The 5,431-nt window shown below is 57.9% G+C and carries 2 protein-coding genes; both read right to left on the reverse strand.

Translation table 11 applies throughout. The features are described 5' to 3' along the window. Positions 1-2,914: hypothetical protein (locus tag C5748_RS27105; protein ID WP_146119643.1), on the reverse strand; the 2,914-nt coding region annotated here is incomplete at its 3' end. Between the two features lie 969 nt (positions 2,915-3,883). Beyond that, positions 3,884-5,164 carry a hypothetical protein gene (locus C5748_RS27115; protein WP_105746129.1) on the reverse strand — a complete coding sequence of 427 codons (1,281 nt, stop codon included), beginning with the start codon at positions 5,162-5,164 and terminating at the stop codon, positions 3,884-3,886. Positions 5,165-5,431: the final 267 nt, after the last annotated feature.

Genomic DNA, 5,431 nt, shown 5'->3' on the forward strand with positions numbered 1-5,431 from the left:
CCATCGTCTGGCTGGCGATGTCCTTGGCAGCGATGGTCGAGCCCGGCACCTGGATCGTGGGCGCCTCCAGATCGCCCACTGTTTGCGGCCCGGTCTGCGCATTGCCGATCGGGCCGGCCTTGAAGGGGCTGGATGTCGGCTGCGGCGATTGCCACACGGCACCCGAGCTCTTCTGCGACGACAGGTAGACCAGCGTGTTGCCGCTCGACTTGAGCGCCGCATAGGCCACGTCGATGCCCCCTTCCGGCTGGCCACCGATCGTCCCCTCGTAGATCACCCGCTCGTTCAGCAGCAGGACGGTGTCGAAGGTGCCCAGGCCGTACGGCCTGCTCGTCGGAATGATCACCTTGAAGCTCGGCCTGTCCGTCGGGATGGGCAGGTTGTTCGCCGACTTGTCGAGCTCGGGGATCACTGGCGGCGGCAGTTGCGGTGACGTCACAAGGTCGGAGACCAACGCCAGAGCCAGCCGTGCCGAAGGGCCATCCGAGCGGCCGGGCGCGTTGGCATTGAGCATGATGTCGGCCATCCGCCCCGAGGCGATCCGGAACGAGGCCACGCCGCCCACGGGCTGTATCGTATAGGCATCGGGGTTCTGCCCATCCCTCGCCAGTTCCTGCGTGCCGTCCGCGGTGTACATCTTCACCCATGTCGCAGTCCCCAGGTCGGGATTGGTTGTCGTCAGCAGGATCGTCGGCGGCGGCGGCGAACCGCCCACCTGCACATGGCATTGGATGATCTGCGCCTCCAGGGTGGGGCGGAGCTGGCCCGTCAGGTTCGTACGCGCCAAAGGCTTGTCGATCTGCACGCCCAGCAGCCCGGAGGGCGGCGGCGCGGTCTCGAAGCTAACCGTCATATTGGGATCGGAATGATCGTTGGTGCCGCTGATCGGGTTGACAGCCGTCGTCTGGATCACCGCATCGGTGATGGCGGGCCCGACCGAAGCCATGACATTAATGCGAGCCTTGCCCTCGCTGCCCGTCACCTCTGAGACGTTGTCGGTGCTGCCCGTACCGCTGCCGCCGCTGAACGTCAGCCGATCGTTCGGGGTCCCGAACCACCGCACCACCGTGCCCGCAGGCATCGACTGGTTCTTGTCGTCCAAATACGTCACTGTCAAGGGCTGCATCTGACCGACCGTCGGCGGCGGGGCCACCGGATCGATCTTCATCGTTCCGGCGCCGGCCGGCGGCGTCACCTGATCGACGAACGTCACCGGGATGGCCTTTATTGCGGCGGGGTCAGAGATACCCGTCGCCTGCGCCGTCACCGTCACATTGCCCTTGCTCTGGCGCTTGAGGGCGTTAGTGGCAACGCCTTCGTCGTTGGTCGGCGTCGGATCCGGCATCCGCCAGGTGAGGTTCCCGTCGCCGGGGGGCGTCCAGGTGATGGTTTTGTTCCAGCCCGGGGTCGTGGCCGCACTGCCGTCCGCATTGGCATAAGTTGCCTTGAACACGTGATAGACGCCCCCGTCCTGCAACTCATTGCCATCGAGCGACACGAGAGTCATCACCGCGCCCGCCGGCACTGCCCCCTGGACAAAAGTCAGATCGAGCGAGCCGGGCACCTTGACCTTGGAGCCGGCATCCACCGGCGTCGCATAGACCGTCACCGGAAGAGTATCGCCGCTACCGAGGTTGGGTCCGCGCCCCGTGATCGTCGTCGTGTAAACCCCTTCCTTGATCTGCGAAGGATTGGGATCGAAGGTGAACTCATGCGTAGCATCATCCCCCGCGTCCGCTGTCCATTGGATCGCGCTCACCCCGCAATCGCTCCCCGTAACCGTCGCCGTCAAAACGTCCCCAGCATAAAGCGGAACATGTCCCGCATCCGTACCCGACGTGATCCCGATCGTGCAGGTCACGGACGGCGTCAGCTGAAACTCAAGAGTGCCATAGTCGCGCAAATAATTGTGATCTGTTTGTCCCGTGGTGTCCATGGTGCTGGCGGCGAAATAGGCGGTGAATTGCGCGTCGCCCGTCGTGACGATCGTGTTCGTCGCGGAACCCTTCGTGACCTTCGTCCTGCGGTACTGGAGTTGTACCTTCTCCGGCGGATAGGCCTCCCAGATGACCTCCGCCCCTTCCTGGAATTGCGGGCAGGTCGCCGTCAGCGTCGTTTGCGCCGCATCTACGGTGAACGCGATATTCGGCGGATCGGTATAGTAGACAGCAAACTCAGGCAATGCCATTGTCAATGACGTGCCGTCGACGCTGGCGGTTATGGTAACACCCCACCAGTTTTCCCCCTCGCCCACCACGGTGACACCATTGCTCGAGGTGCCGTTGGCGCGCAGCAGCGTAGGCGCCGGGCTCAGCAGGTTGGCTGTATCAGATGTCGTCGACCACTTAACTTCCCCGGTAAGGGGATTGCCGTCTTTATCCATATAGACGGCTCCAACAAGATAAGGCAGCCCGTTCTCCTGCGGCATTCGCCACGGTTGGCCATTGAGGGCAAAAACCCCGAGTGAGCTCACTGGCGGGCTATCGGACGCAACGAACGTCAAGTCGGCCTTGCCAGGCGTGCTGGAATCCAAGGACCGCCCATAGACGGTGACTTTGGTGTCCGTGTTCGGCCCGACCGCCATGATATTGATGGTGCTGCCGACCGGGGCATAGGTTTTGTCGAACATAAAGATATGTCCGGGTTTATCGTCGGCTGGAGGCGGCGTCTCGGGGCCGGTGTTCATGAAAACGCCCCAGGGAAAATCATTATCGCACGTCACGGTGAGCGGATACCATTTGTAAAGGTACATAGTTTCCGTAGGCGGTGTAATCGTGATGGTGGCCCAGGAGTCTTTCTCTCCCCCTCCCGCGGGCATACCCGCAGCGGTCCCGGAGGTCTTCAGCGGCACAGCGGCCTGCGTCTTATCCTCGGCGTGGCCTGTCTTTGGTGTTTTGTCGGTATCGTTTGTCATGACTGTTCTCCCTTAAAAAATTCTCATCCAGGTGAATCAAAAAAATCGATTAATAGAAGCAGCCTCTCAGTTCAGGGGTCGAGAGTTTCGGCATCGTGCGAGACTGTGGTGATCGACTGAGACCAGTAGGTCTTTCCGGCGCGCACGGCCTTGAAGTTGACCCGCAAAGTGCCTGGCTTGGTCGGATTGATCCTGCCGTAGCCGGCCAGTCGCAGTGATTGTTATCGTTCCGTTTCCATGCGGATCCAGTGCCGTGATGGCACCCAGGTTCTGAGGAAGGCCTGGAAAGTTCCCGTCATCACTGAATATGAATGTATGCCCGAATTTGCCCTTGCCCGGGGGAGGAGTTTTCGATTCGGTCTCCCAATAAATTAGACCAAACTCAACGCCCCCCGTCACGCCGAGCACATAGCTCTTGCCGAGGTATAAGGTGCCTTGAGGCGGCTGGATCTGAATTCCGGCCGATTGGGCTATTTGCCTATCGTTCATATTCGTGGCGGCTTGATGCATGGCTTTGGAAAGCTGCCTGGCAAGAGCCTCGGGCGCGCTGTTTCTGGAAGTACGTGCAGTCTCCCGCTCCTCCTTACCGTCACGTCCCTGTGGAGGCTTGTCCGTATCGTGTGTCATATCTGCTCTCCTCTTGGATCCGGAGGTCCGGGGTATGAGCGCGGGACCGTCTGAACGGATCAACAAATATCAATGCAATACACTGCCGGCACGTTGACGCAGTTCGCCAACGCATCGGAACCGATCCCGGCAGCACTCAAGGCCAGGAGCATTCGGCGACCTCCTGATATTCAGGGCAGCGGAGATCAGGGCAACAAAGCCCCGGATTCAACGGATCAATATCTTCCAGTGCGCTTGGAAGCACTCTCGACCAACCGCTTTGACGCGCGCTGCTTGTTCATTAGGCTAAATACAGCGCCGGCTCGCAGGCAAGTGCCGCCGGCGCTGCTCTTCACACCAAGCTTATGTAGCCCACCGGCTTGGCTTTTTACCCAAATCCGCAGTAAACTCTATATTAAACCAGTTATAATTAGAGTAATGGACCTCACCCACCGAGAATGAAAGATACATATAACCATACGTATCATCTCCTTTGGGGTCTGAGTCATAATCTCTGAGCAGATCGACGCTGAAAGGCGCATAAATCATGCCTGGGTAATCCTCATCCAACTGCCATTCCTCTACCGGCTGTGTAATCGGTATCGGGTTAGCATGTTTCTCTCCGGTAGCTCCAAACCATCCGTTTGCATGCAATGTCACCGTGAGATCCACACCCGCCTTATAGAGGCCAAAATTGGGCCAAGGGGGTATGAGGAACTCGATGCAGCTCTTGTCCCTGCTAACGTCGCTATCATTGAGATTATGGAATTTAGGGTCTTGGTTCCATTTATATACTGGGAGGAGGGACTCCCAATTACCTGGTATTCGTCTGCCGGGATTCGGCTGCTGTACGGGGGTCCCATCTGCCGCAAAAGTGGCTTTCTTGGACAGCGTTCCCGTGCCACCCTTAAATTGCAGGTATCGCACGGAATTGTCCATCTCGGCGTCTCCATTCATCATGAGATAGGGCATAGGAAACTTTAGGGCCGTCCCTGTCGGAGCCTGGAAGACATCGATCAGACCGCCCGTTTTAGGGTTGCCTTCCATATAGGTCGCAATCATGACAGTGCTTTGTGGAATGTTATTAGTATCGGGATTAGTGCTTATGCTATACTCTTTCCACAAGCCTTCTTTATCGTATAAATAGGGAACCTTAATAGGTGCCGGCACAGGTGGCGCATCAAGATCATCTGCAGGCCCCTCGAAATCGCAAAATACCATTGTCACAGGGAACGTCTGATCAATATCAGGTGCAGTCATCTGTAATGAGCTTATGATTTTTGAGAAGCAACCGACATATATAGTTATAACTCCATTGCTGTCCGTGCTGTTTACTACATTTCCGTATTTATCAGGCCTTGTGTATTGGGCTTGGGTTGGATCGCCACCATCTGGATTTTCTACGTAATAAGCGAAATTATTTGCACCTAATGATGTAAAACTCCAATCAATCTCAAGATTGGGGACGCCTATATTGGTGGAATAATCAAGGATAGCAGTAGTTACCTTGATGAGGCAGTCCATGGAGGGATCCTGCTTGTGCGGGTCAAAGGTGTTTAGGAACGGCTCTGCGTACAGTTTATCGATTGCAATTGGCAGGACCGTGTAGACCGGGGTGCCAACGTTGGGTGTTTTGGTGGTCATGGTTCTCTCCTGTTCTCTCATCGAGACTGTCTGCTGGGTACGGCATGCTTTGATGGATGCGTCCGCCGGCCGCCGGTTGCGGCCGGGGACATTGTGTGCGGGTCTAGGACGCCGGGAAGGTCGTGTTCAGCGTGTAGGATGTCGCGGTGCCGTCCGGCGTCGCGAGTTTGGACCATGTGCTGCCGCCGCCCTGGGTGACCTTGTAGTTCATCTGCAGCGTACCCGGCTGCGGCTGCGCCTCCGAACCGGACGGGCCGTAGCCCGCCA

Origin of the sequence: Phyllobacterium phragmitis (assembly GCF_002980495.1) — a bacterium.
GTDB classification, from domain to species: Bacteria; Pseudomonadota; Alphaproteobacteria; order Rhizobiales; family Rhizobiaceae; genus Paramesorhizobium; species Paramesorhizobium phragmitis.